Origin of the sequence: Thiomonas sp., assembly GCF_034007205.1 — a bacterium.
Lineage (GTDB): Bacteria > Pseudomonadota > Gammaproteobacteria > Burkholderiales > Burkholderiaceae_C > Thiomonas.
Window position 1 is genome coordinate 179,806 of sequence record NZ_JAVERI010000001.1, and the last position, 18,140, is coordinate 197,945.

The 18,140-nt window shown below is 64.4% G+C and carries 19 protein-coding genes; 15 read left to right on the plus strand and 4 right to left on the minus strand.

What is annotated here, in order from left to right:
• Positions 1-4: 4 nt before the first annotated feature.
• The 9 genes from der to RBR52_RS00895 all read left to right on the plus strand — a co-directional run bounded on the left by der (position 5) and on the right by RBR52_RS00895 (position 8,651).
• Positions 5-1,399: a ribosome biogenesis GTPase Der gene (der, locus tag RBR52_RS00855; protein WP_320375284.1), complete on the plus strand. Its 1,395-nt coding sequence runs from the start codon at positions 5-7 to the stop codon at positions 1,397-1,399.
• 105 nt (positions 1,400-1,504) lie between these two features.
• The gene (gene hfq / locus RBR52_RS00860) at positions 1,505-1,750 is read left to right on the plus strand and encodes an RNA chaperone Hfq (RefSeq protein WP_013123378.1); all 246 of its coding nucleotides are present in this window, start codon (positions 1,505-1,507) and stop codon (positions 1,748-1,750) included.
• Positions 1,725-2,918 carry a GTPase HflX gene (hflX, locus tag RBR52_RS00865; protein ID WP_320375285.1) on the plus strand — a complete coding sequence of 398 codons (1,194 nt, stop codon included), beginning with the start codon at positions 1,725-1,727 and terminating at the stop codon, positions 2,916-2,918. The genes hfq and hflX overlap by 26 nt, the downstream gene beginning before the upstream one ends.
• A 104-nt stretch (positions 2,919-3,022) precedes the next feature.
• Positions 3,023-4,339 (plus strand): FtsH protease activity modulator HflK, encoded by a 1,317-nt coding sequence (hflK, locus tag RBR52_RS00870; RefSeq protein ID WP_320375433.1) that lies wholly within the window; start codon positions 3,023-3,025, stop codon positions 4,337-4,339.
• A 10-nt stretch (positions 4,340-4,349) separates the two neighbouring features.
• Complete coding sequence (hflC, locus tag RBR52_RS00875; RefSeq protein ID WP_320375286.1) at positions 4,350-5,240, plus strand: protease modulator HflC; 891 nt, start codon at positions 4,350-4,352, stop codon at positions 5,238-5,240.
• Positions 5,241-5,309: 69 nt separating this feature from the next.
• A complete protein-coding gene (locus RBR52_RS00880) occupies positions 5,310-5,483 on the plus strand; it encodes a DUF2065 domain-containing protein (RefSeq protein ID WP_413818275.1) in 174 nt (57 codons plus the stop codon).
• Between the two features lie 49 nt (positions 5,484-5,532).
• Positions 5,533-6,684 carry an ATP phosphoribosyltransferase regulatory subunit gene (locus RBR52_RS00885; protein ID WP_320375288.1) on the plus strand — a complete coding sequence of 384 codons (1,152 nt, stop codon included), beginning with the start codon at positions 5,533-5,535 and terminating at the stop codon, positions 6,682-6,684.
• A gap of 59 nt (positions 6,685-6,743) precedes the next feature.
• Positions 6,744-8,066 carry an adenylosuccinate synthase gene (locus RBR52_RS00890; protein WP_320375289.1) on the plus strand — a complete coding sequence of 441 codons (1,323 nt, stop codon included), beginning with the start codon at positions 6,744-6,746 and terminating at the stop codon, positions 8,064-8,066.
• Between the two features lie 63 nt (positions 8,067-8,129).
• The gene (locus tag RBR52_RS00895; RefSeq protein WP_320375290.1) at positions 8,130-8,651 is read left to right on the plus strand and encodes a phosphoribosyltransferase; all 522 of its coding nucleotides are present in this window, start codon (positions 8,130-8,132) and stop codon (positions 8,649-8,651) included.
• A gap of 31 nt (positions 8,652-8,682) precedes the next feature.
• Here the strand turns inward: RBR52_RS00895 and RBR52_RS00900 are convergent, their stop codons facing one another.
• On the minus strand, positions 8,683-9,192 hold the full coding sequence (locus tag RBR52_RS00900) for a DUF4124 domain-containing protein (protein WP_320375291.1): 510 nt from the start codon (positions 9,190-9,192) through the stop codon (positions 8,683-8,685).
• Between the two features lie 126 nt (positions 9,193-9,318).
• Between RBR52_RS00900 and guaB the strand changes: the two genes are divergently transcribed.
• The 6 genes from guaB to RBR52_RS00930 are packed head-to-tail and all read left to right on the plus strand — an operon-like array spanning position 9,319 to position 16,752.
• The gene (gene guaB, locus RBR52_RS00905) at positions 9,319-10,794 is read left to right on the plus strand and encodes an IMP dehydrogenase (RefSeq protein WP_320375292.1); all 1,476 of its coding nucleotides are present in this window, start codon (positions 9,319-9,321) and stop codon (positions 10,792-10,794) included.
• Between the two features lie 40 nt (positions 10,795-10,834).
• Positions 10,835-12,451: a glutamine-hydrolyzing GMP synthase gene (gene guaA, locus RBR52_RS00910; protein ID WP_320375293.1), complete on the plus strand. Its 1,617-nt coding sequence runs from the start codon at positions 10,835-10,837 to the stop codon at positions 12,449-12,451.
• Positions 12,452-12,488: 37 nt separating this feature from the next.
• Positions 12,489-14,960, plus strand: a complete 2,472-nt coding sequence (locus tag RBR52_RS00915; protein WP_320375294.1) for a DEAD/DEAH box helicase — start codon at positions 12,489-12,491, stop codon at positions 14,958-14,960.
• Positions 14,961-14,977: 17 nt separating this feature from the next.
• On the plus strand, positions 14,978-15,196 hold the full coding sequence (locus RBR52_RS00920) for a hypothetical protein (RefSeq protein ID WP_320375295.1): 219 nt from the start codon (positions 14,978-14,980) through the stop codon (positions 15,194-15,196).
• Positions 15,197-15,232: 36 nt separating this feature from the next.
• Positions 15,233-15,796 (plus strand): tRNA adenosine(34) deaminase TadA, encoded by a 564-nt coding sequence (gene tadA / locus RBR52_RS00925; RefSeq protein WP_320375296.1) that lies wholly within the window; start codon positions 15,233-15,235, stop codon positions 15,794-15,796.
• A gap of 5 nt (positions 15,797-15,801) precedes the next feature.
• Positions 15,802-16,752 (plus strand): LD-carboxypeptidase, encoded by a 951-nt coding sequence (locus RBR52_RS00930; RefSeq protein ID WP_320375297.1) that lies wholly within the window; start codon positions 15,802-15,804, stop codon positions 16,750-16,752.
• A gap of 32 nt (positions 16,753-16,784) precedes the next feature.
• Here RBR52_RS00930 and RBR52_RS00935 read toward each other — a convergent pair whose 3' ends face one another.
• Genes RBR52_RS00935 through RBR52_RS00945 form a run of 3 tightly spaced genes read right to left on the minus strand, consistent with a single transcriptional unit; the run spans position 16,785 to position 18,073 of the window.
• Positions 16,785-17,081, minus strand: coding sequence for a DUF3106 domain-containing protein (locus RBR52_RS00935; RefSeq protein WP_320375298.1), 297 nt, complete (start codon positions 17,079-17,081; stop codon positions 16,785-16,787).
• Positions 17,065-17,490 carry an anti-sigma factor family protein gene (locus RBR52_RS00940; RefSeq protein WP_320375299.1) on the minus strand — a complete coding sequence of 142 codons (426 nt, stop codon included), beginning with the start codon at positions 17,488-17,490 and terminating at the stop codon, positions 17,065-17,067. The genes RBR52_RS00935 and RBR52_RS00940 overlap by 17 nt, the downstream gene beginning before the upstream one ends.
• Positions 17,491-17,512: 22 nt before the next feature.
• Entirely contained in the window at positions 17,513-18,073 is a 561-nt protein-coding gene (locus RBR52_RS00945) for an RNA polymerase sigma factor (protein ID WP_320375300.1), read from the minus strand.
• Positions 18,074-18,140: the final 67 nt, after the last annotated feature.

Sequence of the window (18,140 nt, forward strand, 5' to 3'; positions counted from 1 at the left end):
GCACATGACCCCCATCGTTTCACTGGTGGGTCGACCGAACGTCGGCAAATCCACGCTGTTCAATCGCCTGACGCGCTCGCGCGACGCCATCGTCGCCGACATGCCCGGCCTCACCCGCGACCGCCACTACGGCATGCTGCGCATGGCGGAGCGGCCGGTCATCGTGGTCGATACCGGAGGGTTCGAACCCGTGGTCGACACCGGCATCGTGCACCAGATGGCGCGGCAGACGCGCCAGGCCATCGCCGAATCCGATCTGGTGGTGTTCCTGGTCGATCTGCGCACGGGTTTGAGCCCGCAAGACCTGCATATCGCCGCCGAATTGCGCAAGACCGGCAAACCGATTCTTCTGGCGGTGAACAAGGCGGAAGGACGCCACAACCACCCGGCGCTGGCCGAATTCCACGAACTCGGTCTGGGCGAGCCATTCTCCATCAGCGCCGCCCACGGCGACTCGGTGCCCGATCTGCTGGAGCGCATTCTGCAGACTCTGCCCCGCGAATCCGCCGAGGAGGTGCAGCAATCCGTGGTCGCTGCCGGCGACGCCGATGCCGCTGCCGGCCCCGCCCTTGAAGCCGCGCCGCCGCGCGTGCACAGCCTGCGTCTGGCCATCGCCGGGCGTCCGAATGTGGGTAAGTCCACCCTGGTCAATGCCCTGGTCGGCGAGGAGCGGGTGATCGCGTTCGACCTGCCGGGCACGACGCGCGACGCGATCGAAGTGCCGTTCGAGCGCGACGGCCGCAAGTTCATCCTGATCGACACCGCGGGTCTGCGGCGCAAGGGCAAGGTGTTCGAGGCGGTGGAGAAGTTTTCGGTCATCAAGACGCTGCAGGCCATCGAGCAGTCCAATGTCGTCGTGCTGCTGCTCGATGCCACCGAAGGCGTTTCAGACCAGGATGCGCATATCGCCAGCTTCGCCGTCGAGGCGGGCAGGGCGCTCGTTTTGGCGGCCAACAAGTGGGACGCAGTCGACACCTACGGGCGCGAACGCCTCATGGCCGCCATCCGCCAGCGTCTGCCCTTCGTCGGCTTTGCCAAGTTCCACAGCATTTCCGCGCGCACCGGCGCGGGCCTGAACGGGCTGATGAAATCGGTCATCGCCGCCCACGCCGCGGCCTACCGCAAACTGCCCACTCCGAAGCTCACCCGCGCCATCATCGAGGCCGTGGCGCAGCAACAGCCGCCGCGTTCCGGCCCGGTGCGGCCCAAGCTGCGCTACGCGCACCAGGGCGGCACCAACCCCCCCATCATCGTGATTCATGGCAGCGCCCTCGACCGGGTGCCTGCAAGCTACACCCGCTACCTGGAAGGCCGATTGCGTGAAAAATTCGATCTTGCAGGCACCCCTTTGCGGGTGGAATACCGCAGCACCACCAATCCCTATGCGCGCGACGTTTGATGGCCGCAGCACGGCGGCCTGCGCGGACACTATGGTATTTTCCAGCCTCTTGCATTCCAGACCATGAATGCCATTTAAGCTTTCCTCACCCCTATGGAGAAGAAAATGAGTAACAAAGGGCAGTTGCTACAAGACCCCTTTCTGAACCTGCTGCGCAAAGAGCATGTCCAGGTGTCGATCTATTTGGTCAATGGCATCAAGTTGCAGGGCCATATCGAATCCTTCGATCAATATGTGGTGTTGCTGCGCAATACCGTGACCCAGATGGTCTACAAACACGCCATCTCCACCGTCGTTCCGGCACGTCCCGTTTCCTTCCAGATCGGTGAGCAAGAAGCACCCGCAGCCTGAAGGGCCGACCGAGAGCCCTGAGCGCGCCGCATTGGTCAGCGTGCAGCAGCGGCGTCCCTCCGCAAACGATGCGCTGGCCGAGCTGGAGCAGCTCAGCACGTCGGCCGGTTATGCGCTGGCGGGCGAGATGTCCTGCGTGCGGGCACGGCCGGATGCGGCCACTTACATCGGCTCGGGCAAGCTGGGTGAATTGAGCGAACTGGTCAGCACCACTTCGGCGGACACCATCATTTTCGACAATGCGCTCAGCCCGATCCAGCAGCGCAATCTGGAAAAGGCGCTGGGCAGGCCCGTCATCGACCGCACCGGCCTGATCCTCGAAATCTTCGCCCGGCGCGCACAGAGCGCCGAAGGCAAGATGCAGGTCGAACTCGCCCGGCTGGAACACCTGGCCACACGCCTGGTGCGCGGCTGGACGCACCTGGAGCGGCAGACCGGCGGCATCGGGCTGCGCGGCGGCCCGGGTGAAAAGCAGATCGAACTCGACCGCCGGATGCTCGACGACAAGATCAAGATGCTGCGGGTGCGTCTGGGCAAACTGGGTCGCCAGCGCATGACCCAGCGCCGCGCGCGTGGGCGCACCGGGGCGTTTCGCGTCGCGCTGGTGGGCTATACCAATGCGGGAAAAAGCACGCTGTTCAATGCGCTGACCAAGTCGAAAATCTACGCAGCCAACCAGCTCTTCGCCACGCTCGACACGACGACGCGCAAGCTGTATCTGGCCCCGCAGGTCAACGTCACCCTGTCCGACACGGTGGGTTTCATTCGCGACCTGCCGCACACCTTGATCGAGGCCTTCAAGGCGACGCTGGAAGACACCTTGCAGGCCGATCTGTTGCTGCACGTGGTCGATGCGAGTTCTCAGGTGTTGCGCGAGCAGATGGACGAGGTCAGCGCAGTGCTGCAGGAAATCGGTGCGGACGACATTCCACAATTCTTGATCTTCAACAAGTCTGATCTGTTGCCCGTGAACCTTGTGGTTACAAACGGTCACACCCCACCCGATGACGTCCAGGCGCGTGCTAGCATGCCGCGGTTTGCCGTCAGCGCCTTGACGGGCGCCGGTCTCGACTCGCTCAAAGAGGCATTGCTGGACGCAGTGCTGGCCGATCCACGCTTTCAGTCCCCGGCTTCGGCCATGTCGGACACTACTCCCATTTCCGCATGATTCCCTCACGTTTTTCTTTGCCGCTCGGGCGGACGCGCGTTGGTTTGCCCGGTCGGTCGCTCGGACGATCGTCCGGTTCGCGGTTCGGTTCGATCTTTTCGCGCCTGTTCAACCTCAATGATCCGCGCTGGGGCAAGGACGACGGCGCGGGCGGGCAGCAGAGCAACAACACCCCGGATCCCAATCGTCGTCCCGGTGCGGGCGGGCCGCCCGATCTCGATGAGCTCTGGCGCGATTTCAACCGCAGGCTCAACGGCCTGTTCGGCAAGAAACGCGGCGGCAACGGCGGCGGCATGCCACCGCAGCGTCCCGATCTCTTCCCATCGGCCAAGGGCATGGGGGTGGGCGTCGTCATTCTGGTGGTGATCGGTGTGCTGGGGTGGCTGTCTTCCGGTTTTTTCATCGTGCAGGAAGGCCAGCAGGCCGCGGTGACCCGTTTCGGCAAGCTCGCCTACATCACGGACGCCGGTTTTCACTGGCGCCTGCCGTACCCGTTCGAAGCCGATGAAATCGTTAACGTCTCGCAGGTCCGGTCGGTGGAGGTCGGGCGCGGCGGCGAGGTCAGGGCAACGGGCCTGCCCGAATCGGCCATGCTGACCGAAGATGAAAACATCGTCGATGTCCGCTTCGCGGTGCAATATCGCATCGACAATGTGGTGGATTATCTCTACAACAACCGCAGCCCGGACGACGCCGTCTTGCAGGCGGCCGAAACGGCAGTGCGCGAGGTCGTGGGCAACAAGACGCTCGACTATGTGCTCTACGAGGGACGCGAGCAGGTTGCCAGCGATGTGCAGATGTTGACGCAGAAAATACTCGATCGCTACAAGACCGGCATCATCATCACCACGGTCACGCTGCAGAACGTGCAGCCGCCCGAGCAGGTGCAGGCCGCGTTTGACGACGCCATCAAGGCGGGACAAGACCGTGAACGGCTGAAGAACGAGGCGCAGGCCTATGCGAACAATGTCATTCCGCGCGCGCAGGGCACCGCGTCGCGTCTGATCCAGGACGCCGAAGCCTACAGGGCGCAGGTCGTGGCGCAGGCGCAGGGCGATACCTCGCGCTTCGATCAAATCCTGCAGCAATACGACAAGGCGCCGCAAGTCACCCGCGAGCGCATGTATCTCCAAACCATGCAAGACATTCTTTCCAGCGTATCCAAGGTGTTGGTGGATTCGCGCAACAACAATAACCTGCTCTACCTGCCGCTGGATAAATTGCTGCAGCAATCCGCGAGCAAGGCGGGGTCGAGCCAATCGTCCATGCCCGCCGTTCCCGCCACAGTGCCGGCCCTGCCGGCGGCTTCCGTGGGCGCTGGCCCCGCGTCGCCCGACAGCACGGCGTCTGGGTCTGCCGGCACCGCGCCTTCAAGTTCAAGAACCTCGCGCGATACCCTGCGCGAGCGCAACTTCCAGTGAGGGCCGGGCGATGAACAAGATCATTCTGGCACTCGTCGCGCTCGTCGCGGCCATCCTGGTGCTCTCATCGAGCCTGTTCGTGGTCGATCAGCGGCAGTTTGCTGCGGTGTTCGGCCTGGGGCAGATCAAACGGGTGATCAGCCAGCCGGGGCTGTATTTCAAGATTCCGGCGCCTTTCGAGAACGTGGTGTTTCTCGACAAGCGCATCCTGACCTTGCAGAGCCCCGAGACCGATCGCTTCATCACCGCAGAGAAGAAAAACGTGGTGGTGGACTGGTATCTGAAATGGCGCATCACCAACCCGACCGAATTCATTCGCAGCTACGGCGGCGATCAGCGGCGCGCAGGCGACCGGCTGTCGCAGATCGTCAAGGCGGCGCTGAATGAGCAGATCACGCGGCGCACCGTGCGCGAGGTGTTGTCTTCCCAGCGCGATCAGGTCATGCGCGACGTGCAGACCGGTATTGCGAAGGACATCAAGGGCACGGGCATCCAGATCGTCGACATGCGCCTGACCCGCGTGGATTTCGTTGCCTCCATCACCCAGTCGGTCTATCGCCGCATGGAGGCCGAGCGGCAGCGCGTCGCCAACGAGCTGCGCTCGACCGGCTACGCAGAAGCCGAGAAGATTCGCGCCGAAGCCGACAAGCAGCGGGAAATCGTGATTTCACAGGCCTACAGCAAGGCGCAGACCATCAAGGGCCAGGGCGACGCCGAAGCCTCGTCGATCTACGCCAAGTCCTTCGGCCAGAATCCGCAGTTCGCCGCGTTCTATCGCAGTCTGGAGGCTTATCGCGCCAGCTTCAACAACAAGTCCGATGTGCTGGTGCTCGATCCGAACAGCCAGTTCTTCCAGTTCTTCCGCGAGCCGGGCGGTTCTGCGGCCAAACCGGCCAAGTAATGTCGCCCCGAGGTTGCTTTGAACCAGGGGTGACCTCTGGCGGTTTGGAAGGCTGCGATGCAGAACGTCTTGTTCCTTGCGATTGGCATGGTGTTGGTCATCGAGGGCTTGATGCCCTTGTTTTTTCCGCGGCAGTGGCGTGAACTGTTTCGGCAGATCATGGCGCTGACCGACGGCCAGTTGCGCTTCATCGGTCTGGTCGCCGTGGCGGTCGGTCTTCTTCTGCTTTCCCTCCTCAACTAAGCTTAAGCGGTTTGCACGGACCTATGACGTCCTTTTCCAATCGCGTCTCATGAGCAACTGGCGTCTTCCCGAGTATTTCTCCGATGTGCTGCCGCGCGAGGCGGCGGTGATCGAGCACCTGCGTCGCGCCTGCCTCGATGCGGCGCAGCGTTATGGCTACGCCCTGGTCATGCCGCCGCTGCTGGAGTTCGTCGACTCGCTGCTGTCGGGCACCGGCCAGGATCTCGATCTGCAGACCTTCAAGCTGGTCGATCAGATCTCCGGGCGCGCGCTGGGCCTGCGCGCCGACATGACGCCGCAGGCCGCCCGCATCGACGCGCATCTGCTCAATCAGGACGGCGTGACCCGCGTTTGTTATTGCGGCAGCGCGGTGCGCACCCACCCCGAGGGGGTGCATGCCAGCCGCGAAATCCTGCAATTCGGCGCCGAGCTGTATGGGCATGCCGGTCTGGAGGCAGACCTCGAAGTGCAGCAGTTGTCGCTGGACTGCCTGCGACTGGCGGGGGTGGAACAGGCGGCGCTCGATCTGGCCGACAACCGCATCGTGCGTGGCGCGCTGGCGGGGCTGCTGCTCGGGCCGCAGGACATGGAAGCCATACTCGACGCGCTGGCCAGCAAGGATGCCGGTGAGCTGCGCCTGCTCACGCGAGGCTGCGCCCCGGCTCAACGCGCGGCCATTCTCGCCCTGCCCGAGTTGTACGGCGATGCCCAGGTGCTGCAGGAGGCGCGGCGCATCTTGCCGCAACACGCGCTCATTCTGCAGGCGCTCGACGACCTGGCGGCGCTGGCCCGCCATCATCAGCAGCGCGGTGCGCGAGTGCAGATCGATCTGGCCGACATGCGCGGTTATCGCTATCACAGCGGGGTGATTTTCAGCGTCTATGCGCAAGGCTATGCGAATGCGGTGGCGCGCGGCGGGCGCTACGACGAAGTCGGTGCCAGTTTTGGCAGACCGCGCGCGGCGACCGGATTCTCCATGGACTTGCGCGAAGTGGCACGTTTTTCCGCCGCGCCCCAGACCCGCGCCGTGATCGTGGCGGAGTGGTCGACCGCGCCCGGTTTGTCCGAGGCTGTCGCCGATTTGCGGCTGCGGGGCGAAACCGTGGTGCAATTACCCCTTGCTCAGGCGCGCGAAGCGGGTGCTTTTCGCCGGCAACTCGTGCAGCGGGCCGGCGCCTGGCAGGTCGAGGACTGCGGCTGATTTTCTCGCTGCTGTAGTCGTTGCAATGGACCGATTGACTTGAAAGAGAGAACACGCGCGTGAATACGGGTCGTCATGTGGTCGTCGTGGGCACCCAATGGGGTGATGAGGGCAAGGGCAAGGTCGTCGACTGGCTGACCGACCATGCCCAGGGCGTGGTGCGTTTTCAGGGCGGTCACAACGCGGGCCACACGCTGGTGATCAACGGGCAGAAGACCGCGCTGCAGCTCATTCCTTCCGGCGTGATGCGTGCGGGCATCGCCTGTTACATTGGCAACGGCGTGGTGGTCGATCCGCAGCACCTGCTGCTCGAAATCGGCCGCCTCGAAGCAGCCGGGGTGGACGTGCGCTCACGCCTGCACATCAGCGAGTCCTGCCCGGTCGTGCTGCCCACCCATGTGGCGCTCGACAAGGCGCGCGAAGTGCGCCGTGAAAACGAGGGCAGCGGCAAGATCGGCACCACGGGCAAGGGCATCGGTCCGGCCTACGAAGACAAGGTGGCGCGCCGCGCCATTCGCCTGCAGGACCTCAAGCATCCGCAACGGCTTCAGACCAGACTTTCCGAAGTGCTCGACCTGCACAATTTCGTGCTGAAGCATTATCTGAACACCGACACGGTGGACGCGGCCTGGGTGCTGGATCAATTGCTCGAGGCCGCCGAGCAGGTGCGGCCCCTGCTGGCCGACGTGGGCTATCTGATCCATCAGGCGCATCAGCGCGGAGACCGCCTGCTGTTCGAAGGCGCGCAGGGTTCGCTGCTCGACATCGACCACGGCACTTATCCCTTCGTCACATCGAGCAATTGCGTGGCCGGCACGGCGGCGGCGGGTTCGGGTGTCGGGCCGGGCATGCTGCATTACGTGCTGGGCATCACCAAGGCCTACACCACCCGAGTGGGCAGCGGCCCCTTCCCGACGGAACTGTCCACCACCGAGGCGGGCAGCGTGGGGCATCACCTCTCCAGCGTGGGCCAGGAGTTCGGCACGGTGACGGGGCGTGCGCGGCGCTGCGGCTGGCTGGATGTCGCCGCGCTCAAGCGGGCGGTCATCATCAACGGGGTATCGGGGCTGTGCATCACCAAACTCGATGTGCTCGATGGCCTGCCGACCATTCGCGCCTGCGTCGGCTATACGCTCGATGGCGCGCGGCGCGACGTGTTGCCGCTCGACGCCGACGAGATCGAACGCTGCGAGCCGATCTACGAAGACTTTCCAGGCTGGACGCAAAGCACCAAGGGCCTCACCGCCTGGGATCAACTTCCCGTTCAGGCGCGCAGCTATCTGCAGCGCGTCGGCGAGCTCATCGGCGCGCCGATCGACATGGTGTCCACCGGCCCGGATCGCGAGCACACCATCGTGCTGCGACATCCATTTCAGGCCTGAGCGCGCGCTGATCGCGCCAGTCAAACTCCTTTTTCCATACGTTCACAAAGGTTAGGTTCGGCCATGCTCAGCGAGGACGGCAAGCATCTCTATGTTTCCTGGGACGAATACCACGCCCTGATCGAAAAACTGGCCCTCAAGGTCCATGCCTCGGGTTGGGAGTTCGATCAGATTCTCTGTCTTGCGCGAGGCGGAGTCCGGCCTGGGGACATTCTGTCGCGGATTTTCGACAAGCCCCTGGCCATCATGTCCACCAGTTCCTACCGCGATAGCGCCGGCACGGTGCAGGGCCGCCTGGACATCGCGCGCTACATCACCCTGCCGCGCGGGGAGCTCGAAGGTCGCGTGCTGCTGGTGGATGACCTGGCCGATTCGGGCGAGACCCTGAAGGCGGTCGAGAACCATTTGCGCAGTGGCGCAAAGATCGCCGAACTGCGCAGTGCCGTCATCTGGGTCAAGGGCATTTCGACCTACCTGCCAGAATATTACGTGGACATGTTGCCCACGAGCCCCTGGATACACCAGCCCTTCGAAGAGTACGACGTGCTGCGGCCCGCGCGTCTGGCCGAGCGCTGGAAAATCTGAGCGGCATGCCCGGTGGCCAATCAGTTGCCATTCAGCGGCAGTATTGCGAAATGAGGTTGACGATCCGCGCACGTTCGGCAGCACGCTGCGCATCGTCCATGAAAACGCGCTGGCCCTGGGCGTCGATCTGCACCATGCGTTGACCGGTGTCGAGCACCTGCAGTTGTTTTTGCGCCTGCAGGCAGTTCTGCTGGTTCACGAGCGCCTGGGCCTGTTGCTGCTGCAGTTTGGCCTGTTCCTGCGCGGCTTGCTCAGCTTTTTTCTGCTCGGCGATTTTCTTCTCCAGTTCGCTAGTGGCCTGTTGCGGCGATGTCGGTTGACTTGCGGGGGCCGCGACGGCAGCGCTTGCGGCGGGTCGCTGCAGGATGTTGCGCGCGGGAATGGTGGCTGGCGGAGGCAGGTCGCTGTAATGCACCCCGCCGCTGGCATCGAGCCATTTCCACTGCGCGGCCTGGGCGGAGGTTGCAAGCAGCAGGCTCGCCGTCAGAAGCAAGGTGCTGCCGAGCATGCGGGAAAGATGAGCGGATGCGAGGGTGCGCATAGAAAAGTCCAGGGTCGCTGCAGTCAATAGCTTAACGCGGTTGAGCGATGTTCTGGCCGATTCGGCTGCGCTGCGGATCGGCGCGTGATGCCCACCCCTATAATTTCCTTTTGCTCGGAGGCATCTATGCGTCTTGTAGGAAAAGCGTTGACTTTCGACGATGTGTTGTTGGTCCCCGCGTATTCCCAGGTGTTGCCCAAGGACACCAGCCTTGCGACTCGACTGACTCGCAATATTTCCCTCAACATCCCCCTGGTGTCCGCGGCCATGGACACGGTGACCGAGTCGCGGCTGGCCATCGCCATGGCGCAGGAGGGGGGCATCGGCATCATTCACAAGAACCTCAGCGCCAAGGCGCAGGCCACCGAGGTGGCACGGGTCAAGCGTTTCGAATCGGGCGTGTTGCGTGATCCCATCACGATTTCGCCCATCGTCAAGGTGAGAGACGTGCTGCAGTTGTCGAAGCAGCATGGCATCTCCGGTTTTCCGGTGATCGAGAACGGCAAGGTGGTGGGCATCGTGACCAACCGCGATCTGCGCTTCGAGACCCGGCTGGAAACCCCCATCCGCGACATCATGACGCCGCGCGAGCGTCTGGTGACGGTGCCCGAGGGCGTCCCGCTGGAACAGGCCAAGGCATTGATGCACCAGCACCGGCTGGAGCGGGTTCTGGTGGTCGACGACGATTTCGAACTGCGCGGGCTGATCACGGTCAAGGACATCCAGAAGGCCACCGAACGCCCAAATGCCGCACGCGACCCTCAGGGCAAGCTGCGTGTCGGCGCCGCAGTGGGCGTGGGCGAAGGCACCGAAGAGCGCGTGGAAGCGCTGGCCCATGCGGGCGTCGATGTGATCGTGGTGGACACCGCTCACGGCCACAGCCAAGGCGTTCTCGACCGGGTGCGCTGGGTGAAACGCCATTTCCCGCAGATCGAGGTCGTGGGCGGCAATATCGCCACCGGAGCCGCGGCGCTGGCCCTGGTCGAGGCCGGGGCGGACGGGGTGAAAGTCGGCATCGGGCCGGGTTCGATCTGCACCACCCGCATCGTCGCCGGGGTAGGCGTGCCGCAGATCACGGCCATCGACAATGTAGCCAAGGCGCTTGAAGGCAGCGGCGTGCCGTTGATCGCAGATGGCGGCATTCGCTACTCGGGCGACATCGCCAAGGCCATCGCCGCAGGGGCGTCCACCGTCATGATGGGCAGCATGTTCGCCGGTACCGAAGAGGCGCCGGGCGAGGCCATTCTTTATCAGGGCCGCGCCTACAAGGCGTATCGTGGCATGGGCTCCATCGGCGCGATGAAGGCGGGGTCTGCCGATCGCTATTTCCAGGAAGGCGCCGAGAACTCATCCGCCCCCGGCAACGAGAAGTTCGTGCCCGAGGGCATCGAAGGCCGCGTGCCGCACAAAGGGCCGCTCGTGGCCATCATCTACCAACTCGTCGGCGGCGTGCGTTCGTCGATGGGCTACTGCGGCTGCGCGACGATAGAGGCCATGCGCGCGCAGGCCGAGTTCGTGCAGATCACCGCCGCAGGCATGCGCGAAAGTCACGTCCACGACGTGCAGATCACGCAGGAAGCGCCCAACTACCACATCGACTGAATGATTCGCTCGACCACGCCGGGCGCGGCTTGAAACCAACATGCACGACAAAATCCTCATCCTCGACTTCGGCTCGCAGGTCACGCAGCTCATCGCCCGGCGGGTGCGCGAAGCCCGGGTGTACTGCGAGATTCACCCCTGCGACGTGGGCGACGCTTTCGTGCGCGAGTTCGCGCCCAAGGGCATCATCCTCTCGGGCAGTCACGGCAGCACCTACGAAGACCACGAGCTGCGCGCGCCGCAGGCGGTGTGGGAACTGGGCGTGCCGGTGCTGGGCATCTGCTACGGCATGCAGACCATGGCGGCGCAACTGGGCGGCAAGGTGGAGTGGAGCGATCGTCGCGAGTTCGGCTACGCCGAAGTGCGCGCCCGCGGCCATACCCGGCTGTTCGACGGCATCGAGGACTTCCGCACGCCCGAAGGTCACGGCATGCTCAAGGTGTGGATGAGCCACGGCGACAAGGTCACCGACATGCCGCCGGGATTCAAGCTCATGGCGTCCACACCGAGCTGCGCCATCGCCGGCATGGCCGACGAAGCGCGTGGCTACTACGCCGTGCAGTTTCACCCCGAAGTCACCCACACGGTGCAGGGCAAGGCCATGCTCACCCGCTTCGTGCGCGACATCTGCGGCTGCCGCGGCGACTGGATCATGGGCGACTACCTCACCGAGGCGGTGCAGAAAATCCGCGAGCAGGTGGGCGATGAGGAAGTCATCCTGGGTCTGTCGGGCGGGGTCGATTCCTCGGTGGCGGCGGCGCTGATCCACCGCGCCATCGGCGATCAGCTCACCTGCGTGTTCGTCGATCACGGCCTGCTGCGGCTGAACGAGGGCGACCTGGTCATGGACATGTTTGCCGGAAGACTGCACGCCAAGGTGATCCGCGTGGACGCCGGCGAGCTGTTCCTGGGGCAGTTGGCGGGCGTGGCCGATCCCGAGAAAAAGCGCAAGATCATCGGCGGTCTGTTCGTCGATGTGTTCAAGGCCGAGGCAGAAAAACTCAAGGCCGGCGGGGCTGGACACAAAGGGGCGAGTTTTCTGGCGCAGGGCACCATCTACCCGGACGTGATCGAGTCCGGCGGCGCCAAATCTTCGACCGGCAGCAAGAAGGCCGTGACCATCAAGAGCCACCACAACGTGGGCGGTCTGCCCGAGCAGTTGGGCCTCAAGCTGCTGGAACCGCTGCGCGAGCTGTTCAAGGACGAGGTGCGCGAGCTGGGCGTGGCGCTGGGCCTGCCGCGCGACATGGTCTACCGCCACCCCTTCCCCGGCCCGGGCCTGGGCGTGCGCATCCTCGGCGAGGTGAAGAAGGAATACGCCGACCTGCTGCGCCGGGCAGACGCCATCTTCATCGAAGAGCTGCGTTCCACCCTCGACCCCGTCAGCGGCCAGAGCTGGTACGACCTCACCAGCCAGGCCTTCGCCGTGTTCCTGCCAGTCAAGAGCGTGGGCGTGATGGGCGATGGCCGTACCTACGACTATGTGGTGGCGCTGCGCGCGGTGCAGACTTCCGACTTCATGACCGCCGACTGGGCCGAGCTGCCCTACGCCCTGCTCAAAAAGGTGTCCAGCCGGATCATCAACGAGGTGCGCGGCATCAACCGCGTGACCTACGACGTGAGTTCCAAGCCGCCCGCGACGATCGAGTGGGAGTGATTTGAGGTCTGGCCGGAAACCCATTGCAGGCATGAAAATGAAGTCGACCCAGCCACGCGGCGCCAAGAAAGCCAAACTGCCGAAGGAGCCCAGGCTATCGCGCACGCATGCGCCTGCGGCCATGTCTCCCATCGAATGGCAGCGCGCCCTGCGACGCCAGTTCGGTCGGGAGCAGGCGTTCGGGCTGGAAAACATCGGCACGGAACCGTTCTTTTCCGAGTTTCGCGTCAGCAATTCCGAGTCGAACAGCGCCTACCGCGTCGCGCTGCGCGGCAGACTGCCGGGCGACAACTACTGCACCTGCCCGGATTACGCGACCAACGAGCTGGGGACCTGCAAACACATCGAATTCGTTCTCGCCCAGATGGAGCGCAAGCGGGGCGCCAAGACGGCCTTCGCGCGCGGCTATCGCCCGGCATTTTCCGAGCTGTACCTGCGCAACGACGGCCGACGCACCATCCACTTCCGCGCCGGTACGGACTGTCCGCCCGCGGTCGTCAAGGCCGCCGGGCGCTTGTTCGACGCCGAGCGTGGCTGGGTGCTGCCGCAGGATCGGTTCAGCGCATTGGAGCGCTTCATCGCGCTCGCTGCCAGGAGCGGCCACGAACTGCGCGCCTATGACGATGCGCTCGATTTCGTCGCCGGCCAACGCGATGCCCAAAGGCGCGCGGCGACGCTCGACGCCCTCTTTCCCCACGGTATCGACGATCCGCGGCTGAAAAAGCTGCTCAAGGCGCCGCTCTATCCCTACCAAGCCGAAGGCGCACTGTTTGCCGTCAGGGCGGGCAGGGCGCTGATCGGTGACGAAATGGGCCTGGGCAAGACCATCCAGGCCATCGCTGCCGCCGAGATCCTCGCGCGGCATTTCGGTGTGTCCAGGGTGCTGGTGATCTGCCCGACCTCGCTCAAATACCAGTGGCAAAGCGAGATCGCCCGCTTTTGCGGGCGCGAGTCGCGCATCATTTCCGGAGGACGGGCGCAGCGGCAGAAAGACTACGGGCTCGATGATTTCTGCAAGATCACCAACTTCGAGAAGCTCCAGCCCGACCTCGACCTGATCGATGCCTGGGCGCCGGAACTGGTGATCGTCGATGAGGCGCAGCGGGTCAAGAACTGGAACACTCTTGCCGCCCGCGCCCTGAAGCGCATCGACAGCCCCTATGCCGTGGTGCTCACCGGCACGCCGCTGGAAAACAAGCTGGAGGAGCTCATCTCCATCGTCCAGTTCGTCGACCAGCACCGGCTGGGGCCGACCTGGAAGCTGCTGCACGAGCATCAGGTGAAGGACGAGGGCGGGCGCGTCACCGGCTACACCGGGCTGGAGCGCATCGGTCAGACGCTGGCGCCGATCATGCTCCGCCGCCGCAAAGCGCAAGTTCTGGCGCAGTTGCCCGCGCGCACCGACCAGAACCTGCTGGTGCCGATGACCGAGCCGCAGATGGCCTATCACAAGGAAAACGCCGACACCGTGGCCCGGATCGTCCAGCGCTGGAGGAGGATGAAATTCCTTTCCGACCAGGACCAGCGGCGCCTGACCTGTGCCCTGCAGAACATGCGCATGGCGTGCAACAGCACCTATCTGCTCGATCAACAGAGCGACCACGGCGTCAAGGCGGATGAGCTGGCAGCCTTGCTCGACGAACTGTTCGAGCAGCCAGACGCCAAGGCCGTGGTGTTCAGCCAGTGGACGCGCACCCACGACATCGTGATTCGCCGGCTGGAGGCGCGCGGCATCGGCTACGTCAGCTTTCACGGTGGCGTGGCCTCGGAGAAACGTCCGGTGCTGCTGGAGCGTTTCCGCGACGACCCCGATTGCCGGGTGTTTCTGTCCACCGATGCCGGGGCCACCGGCCTGAATCTGCAGCACGCCTCGACCCTGGTGAACATGGACCTGCCGTGGAACCCGGCGCTGCTCGAACAGCGCATCGCCCGCATCCACCGCATGGGCCAGAAGCGGCCGGTGCAGATCGTCAATTTCGTCGCCAAAGGCACGATCGAGGAAGGCATGCTCTCGGTGCTGGCTTTCAAGCGATCGCTGTCTGCGGGAATCCTCGACGGCGGCTTGGGGGAGATATCGCTCGGCGGCTCGCGCCTGAACCGCTTCATGAAGGAAGTCGAGAACGTGACCGGCCACGCCGGCGAGAGCGCGGCCATGACACCGACCGAGGAGCTGGCCGGTGCGATGCCGCTGGCGGAATCTTCGCCCGTGCAGAATGTTCAGACACAGGGTCACGACATCGCCGGCGCGACCGAACCGCAAGTGCCGCAGCCCGGTGGTGCCGATGCCTGGCGGGCCTTGGTGCAGGCGGGCGCGAGCCTGGTTGCCGCGCTGCAGTCGGCTGCTGATCCAGCCGCTGCGACGCATCCGTGGATCGAGCGGGACCCGGCCAGTGGCAGGCGCAGTCTCAAGCTGCCGCTGCCGCCGCCGGAAGTGCTCAGACAGCTTGCCAATACCGTCGCTGCGCTGGAAAATGTTCTACTAAAAGCGGACAAAGGGCGGGAATCCTGAAATGAAGGGAGAACGATATGCGCATGCTGTTCGGCTTGATCGGTCTGCTGTTGACCTTGCTCATCGTCGTTTGGCTGGTGCGCACGCAGTTCATGACGCAGGTCGGCGCGCCTGCGCCATCGGCCGGGGCGGGTCGGCAAGGCGATGAAGGACAGTCGGCGTCGGCCGCGCTCAAGCAGTTCAGGCAATCGCTCGACAAGGCCTTGAAAGCCAGTCCGGCCAGCGCGCCCGAGTGAGAGGGCATGGCGGATTTGTTCATACCCTCTGACACGATGCCCAGCGACACCGTTCACGATCCGCAGGCCGACTGCGCCTTCATGCGCCTGGCGCTCGATCAGGCGCAGAACGCCTGGCTGCTCGGCGAGGTGCCGGTGGGCGCCGTCATCGTGAAGGACGGCAAGGTGATTGCCACCGGCTACAACCGACCCATCGGCGACAACGATCCGACGGCGCATGCCGAGATCGTCGCTCTGAGGCAGGCCGCGCATTTGCTGGGCAACTACCGCCTTCCCGGCTGCACCCTTTATGTCACGCTGGAGCCCTGCGCCATGTGCGCGATGGCGCTGCTGCATGCGCGGTTTGCGCGTGTGGTGTTTGGTGCGCGCGATCCCAAGACCGGCGCCGCGGGCAGTGTGGTCGATCTGTTCGCCGACCCGCGCCTGAACCCTCACTGCAGCATCACGGCGGGGGTGGAGCAGGCGGCGTGCAGCGCCTTGCTCCAGGAATTTTTCCGCGAACGCCGCCAGGCGCAGAAGGCGCAGCAGAGTGCGGTGCATGATGCCTGCCTGTGCGGCATCGAAGTCACCGAGCTCGATATCGAGCCGCCTTTGGTCTGATGCCCATGCCAACAACCAAGTCTTTAGCAGAACAACAAGTCAAGCGCGGCCTGCTGCGCCTCGTGTCTCCCGCAGGTGCGGTGCAGGATGAGCAACGCATCGAAACGGCCAAGGCGCATCTGCGGGCGCTGGGGTTTCGCGTCCAGGCCGGGACGCAGGTGCTCGCGCGGCAGCAGCGCTTCGCCGGGAGCGATGCGCAGCGCCTGCGCGCCCTGCACGACGCCGCGCGCAGCAAGGCCGACGTGGTGATGATGACGCGCGGCGGCTATGGCCTGAGCCGTCTGCTGCCGGTGATCGATTACGACCTGCTGGCAGGTGCCATCGAGACGCGCAAACAGATGTGGGTCGGGCACAGCGACTTCACGGCACTGCAACTGGCTCTGCTTGCCAGGAACGGGGCGGTGACGTTCAGCGGGCCGATGGCCTCCTACGATTTTGGCGAGAAGAACCCGGACGACATCATGCGCGACAGTTTCATCGACGCCGCGGACGGCACGCTCGAAGCGGTCGGTTTTGCCTGCGACGACGCGCCGCGCGGATTCGAAGTCGAGGGCATACTCTGGGGCGGCAACCTCGCCCTGGTCGCCAGCCTGGTGGGCACACCCTATTTGCCGAGCGTGGGGGGCGTGCTGTTTCTCGAGGATGTGAACGAGCATCCCTACAGCATCGAGCGCATGTTCAGCCAGTTGCTCCACGCGGGGGTGTTGCCGCGACAGAAGGCCGTGCTGCTCGGCCATTTCACGGCTTATCGGTTGAGCGCACACGATGCGGGCTATGACCTGGACGCCGCCGTGAACTGGCTGCGCTCCCAACTGAAACCGCATGGCGTTCCCGTGCTCACCGGGCTGCCTTTCGGTCATGTCCGCACCAAGCTGACCCTGCCGCATGGGGTGCGCACGCATGCGCTGCGCGACGGGGGAGAGGTATTTCTCTTTTTCCCGCATGCCGGGCGGTGATGCCTGCGGGGATTGATTGTCCACCGCCGGGCTTATGGCCTGCGTCGTTGCTCGCGTTGTTGGTCATATTCGCGCCGCAGGCGTTCCTGCTCGCCGGGCGGCAGGCGCTTGAAGCGCTGTTGTTCCTGCAGGATGCGCTCGCGCTGCTGTGGCGGCATTTGCTCCCAGCGCTGATAAGCCCCCTGACCGCCGCGTGGATCGGCCATGGCCGCGGACGACATCGCCAGCGCGCTGAAAACTGCCGCAACCGCAATGGCCAGTATGGCGCGAACAGTAGCGCCTGGATGGTGCAAGCGATCGAGGTGCGAGCGATCAGGCCGGGTTGCCATTCTGGAGCCCCTGCTGGAGCATTTGCGGGTGGTTGGACAGCCACTGATAGAACTCGATGTTCTGTACCGCGTCGGCGATCTGGGGACTGAGTCCACCCGGATAGGCTTCGTTGCGGGGCATGAGATGCGGCACGCTGATGAACACGGCCAGGGCCAGCGAAGCGGTTGCCATGCCCGCGGCAAATACGCGCGGCCAGCGCACGGTGCGCGGATGGCGGTGCGGCATGCGTGCGGCAAGCTGAGGCAAGGGTGCGAGAAGGTGGCTCAGGCGCTGGCCGAACTGCAGCTCTTGCTGGCACTGCGGGCAATTTTTCAGATGAGCTTCGATTTGCGCGGCCTGTTCAGCCGTCGCCAGACCACTGCGATAGTGGTCGATCTGAGCTGGGGTGAGGTGGTTCTGGGTGGTCATGATGTCACCTGATACAGGCTGTTCAAACTTTAGCGGGATGGTCGGATTCAAGCAATTCTCTCAAGCGGGTCAGCGCGCGCATGTGATGCGTTTTGACGCTGCCCTCGCTGACTTTCATCGCCATGGCGGTATCGACGATCGACAGACCCTCCATTTCGCGGAGTAAAAACGCCTCGCGCTGCCGCGGGCTGAGGGCGGAAATCGCATCGGCGATGCGTCCGGCAAGCTGGCCGTTGGCGACCTCGGCTTCGGGCCCCAGGGCGGTATCGGCCACGGATTCCCAGCTTGGCGGCTGATCGTCGTCTTCCTCGCCGGAGAAGAAAAAATCGAAAATCCTCTCCACCTTGCGCCTGCGGTGCATATCGGTGATGCGGTTGCGCAGGATGCTGTAAAACAAGGGCGCCCATTCTTCCGACGGACGTTCCTGGTAGTGGCTCACCAGCTTGAGCAGGCTATCCTGCACCACGTCGGCGGCCAGGGCGGCGTCGCGCAATTCGATCAGCGCCACGCGCGTGGCACGCACCCGCACCTCGGCGCAAAACCGGTTCAGTGCACTCGACGTGGGCGGCGCAGCGTCACTCACGGATACAGCAGGGAGGGCGTAAACATGATCCATAGCATAGTGGGCCGTTTCTGGCGGGCAGGTTTCG